At 47.9% G+C, this 2,981-nt stretch carries 4 protein-coding genes; 3 read left to right on the top strand and 1 reads right to left on the bottom strand.

Annotation, left to right across the window (positions count from 1 at the left end; translation table 11 throughout):
- The 3 genes from C5O24_RS12185 to C5O24_RS12175 form a co-directional block, all read left to right on the top strand.
- Positions 1-722: topoisomerase C-terminal repeat-containing protein (locus C5O24_RS12185; RefSeq protein ID WP_161953449.1), on the top strand; the 722-nt coding region annotated here is incomplete at its 5' end.
- Positions 723-735: 13 nt separating this feature from the next.
- A complete protein-coding gene (locus tag C5O24_RS12180) occupies positions 736-1,035 on the top strand; it encodes a hypothetical protein (protein ID WP_107037068.1) in 300 nt (99 codons plus the stop codon).
- Positions 1,032-1,325, top strand: a complete 294-nt coding sequence (locus C5O24_RS12175) for a helix-turn-helix domain-containing protein (protein ID WP_160899725.1) — start codon at positions 1,032-1,034, stop codon at positions 1,323-1,325. Before C5O24_RS12180 ends, C5O24_RS12175 begins: the two co-directional genes overlap by 4 nt.
- Before the next feature lie 83 nt (positions 1,326-1,408).
- Here the strand turns inward: C5O24_RS12175 and C5O24_RS12170 are convergent, their stop codons facing one another.
- The gene (locus C5O24_RS12170) at positions 1,409-2,722 is read right to left on the bottom strand and encodes a site-specific integrase (RefSeq protein ID WP_107037066.1); all 1,314 of its coding nucleotides are present in this window, start codon (positions 2,720-2,722) and stop codon (positions 1,409-1,411) included.
- Positions 2,723-2,981 lie beyond the last annotated feature (259 nt).

The following is a 2,981-nucleotide window of genomic DNA, read 5'->3' as shown; positions in this document are numbered from 1 at the left end:
ATGATGCGGAATGTGTAACGGGTAATATAGAATTTACAATCTCAGGTGTGAGCATCTACTCGTTCTCGGAGCACTCACCCGAAACCCTGACCGCCGCAACATTTCTGCACGACCTCAATGAACTGGTTAACACAGGTGGTGATACACCCTTGCTTCTTCCCGTGAGCAGCTACCGCGACTGCGGAGCCTGCCTCCAGCGTCTCATCGACAACGGATTCGTAAAGTATCTTCTTGGCGACATCGAGCCGACAGAGAAGGCGCGTGTACTCCTTTCGCACGCCGGCCACCTCGAACTTGCCGACATCGGCAAGTTCATCAGCCAGATTGACGAGGTTGACGCACTCGCGGAGAACCGCAAGCCCACCAAGCCGGTAATGCGGGAGTATGAAAGTTGGATTCATCCCCTTATTCTCTCGCTCATCACCGACAAGAAGTCCTTTGCCAGCAAAATTTCGGGCTATACCTGCCCTAAATGCGGCAATCACGGACTGACCGCCTTTCCGGCGACAATAGCCTGTGAGTGCTGTGGCTTCTCAATTCCGCGCCACTTCCACGGCTACGACCTGACCGACAAGGACATCGAGCAGCTTGTACGATACAAGTACACATCGCCCATCTACGGCTTCATCGACCGCAAAGGCCGCAAGTTCTGCGAATCGTTGGTAATCGACAACCGTTTCGGAGTGACATTCTCCGCCAAAGCCGCCAAGATATATTCATAAAATAGTATTGCCTATGCAGACAATCGAAATAGACAAGGAGGTGTTCGAGGACATGGTGAAGTCCATGCAGTTCCTTCACACAATGGTGAGCCGCATGTGGAAACTGCTTCATCCTCCCGCTGGTTCCGGAAAATGGCTCACATCATACGCGGCAGCAAACGCCATGTGTATCACAGTCCGGCAACTCCAGACACTGAAATCAAGCGGAAAGATTGGCTTCTTTCAAGAGCCGGGAGGAAACTGTCTGTTCAGCGAAGCTGAGATAGGGCGTTATCTTGACGACAACCGGATGGAAGCCGGAGGATGCCTATGACAGATGATATTATCACCAAACGCCATCCCAGCGTGATGACATTCTATGCTCAGGCAAGGGAACTGGCAGAAATGTTTGAGGCGATATCCCCGAATATCCGACCACCGCTTGCCGGGAGATTCTTCATCGAAGACAAGGAATTGTCAAAACGACTGTCATTACACCGCCGCACCCTCCAGAACTTCCGTAACGCCAACATAATTCCCTATTATAAAATAGGAGGCAAGACCATTTACGATGAAGCCGAGATAGAGGAATGGCTCAACGCCAACTTCCATGCCAAATACTGATGTGATTGAACTATACATATAAACCGACCGAAGGGCGACAACCGAGTATCATGCTCGATTGTCGCCCTTCATTCTGTATTTCCTCAAAGAGGATTCTTTCTCGGTCGTCCACGCTTTTTCGGCGGTTCCCTCACAAAGTCAGTCGGTTTTTCTTTGAGGGGAGTAACAGCATCCTCCATCTTGTCAAACTTGGAGCGCATCTTCTGCATATCCTCCGAGATTGCCTCATCTACCATCTTTGCGTAGATCTGAGTCGTCTGAATGTCTGAATGCCCAAGCATCTTGGAGATGGTTTCGAGTGGCACATGATTACGGAGCGACATTGTTGCAAATGTATGTCTCGCAATGTGTGTCGTCAGATGCTTTTTGACCTTTGCTAGAGATGCAATGTCCGCAAGATACGAGTTCATCCGTTGATTCGAAATTACCGGAAGGAGAACTCCTTTGGCGATAACCATTGGGTCATCTTTGTATTTCTCGATTATTTTGGCAGGGATACCGAGTAAGGGAATAGTGCTGATTTCGCCAGTTTTCTGACGTGGCTTTTTAATCCACATTTCCCCATCCTCGTTTTCCACAAGCTGGCTCTTGTTGAGAGTGGAGACATCAATGAATGCCAGACCGGTAAAACAGCAGAATATAAAAATATCTCTTACCCGTTCCAGCCTTGGGAAATCTGAAAGGTCAAGCGTCATTATTCTTACAAGCTCCGCCTCATTGACAGCTTCCCGGTGAGCTTCTGTCCGTGTGTATCTTTTTTCGATGAAGGGATCGTCCTCAAGCCATTTATTGGCAATTGCCACACGTGTGACCTTTTTTAGATACCTGAGGTACTTGACAGCGGCATTATTGCCGTTCTCTTTGGTCACGCGGAGGAAATGCTCGAAATCATCAATCATTCCGCCTGTGAGTTTCTTAATCGGAATATCCGGAACGCCCTCACGCTTCATGAGAAACTCCGACAGGTACTTCACGCACCTTTCCCAGCGGAGATATGTACTATTGCATATGTCTCCGCAATTAAGTTTCTCCTTGTACTGCGCCACCACGCCGTTGAATACCTCGCAAAGCATCTTCGGTCCTGCAATCTTTCCAAGGTAGTGGTTCTTCAATACAATCGGGTTTACAGCCTCCCCGTCCTGCGTGAGCCTGCTGTGAATCTCGCTCATGCGTACCCGAATGGAGCTCAGATACTTGTTAAGCTCAATGTCCGTTTTTGAACGACCCTTGGCAATGCCTTTTGCCGGGTTCCAGTTCTCGGCATCGATGCTACGGTTCACGTTGAACTCTGTCCTCTGTCCCGATACTGTGATTCTGGCGAAGATGGGGACTTCTCCCGATCTTTTCTGCTGCGCTTTCCGAATCATGAAAGTCAGCGTGAAATAATTTTCTTGCATAAGAATCTTTTTTTGACACAAAATTAATACTCACATGTCATGCTCTTATGGCTCAGAAAACTGAATATCAGCGAAATATCGCCATTGCAGGTGTAAAAATCGGGAATAAGACAAAAAAGGAAGTCCATTTACACCCAACGGAAAAGTAATCCAATACCCTTACCTTATGGTTTACAGCATGGATTTATTTGATTTTCCTTGATTTCCAGTCCCATGTTTCCAATTCTTGAAAATCATAGAAAATGACACTTGCTTGTGC

It is taken from the genome of Paramuribaculum intestinale (genome assembly GCF_003024925.1).
Taxonomy (GTDB): Bacteria; Bacteroidota; Bacteroidia; order Bacteroidales; family Muribaculaceae; genus Paramuribaculum; species Paramuribaculum intestinale.
Note: the sequence above shows the minus strand (reverse complement) of the source record. Positions and strands in the feature narration are given on the sequence as shown.

Bases quoted from the DNA above. Each gene is read 5' to 3' on its own strand.
- C5O24_RS12180 (WP_107037068.1), top strand. From the start codon at position 736: ATGCAGACAATCGAAATAGACAAGGAGGTGTTCGAGGACATGGTGAAG.
- C5O24_RS12175 (WP_160899725.1), top strand. From the start codon at position 1,032: ATGACAGATGATATTATCACCAAACGCCATCCCAGCGTGATGACATTC.
- C5O24_RS12170 (WP_107037066.1), bottom strand. From the start codon at position 2,722: ATGCAAGAAAATTATTTCACGCTGACTTTCATGATTCGGAAAGCGCAG.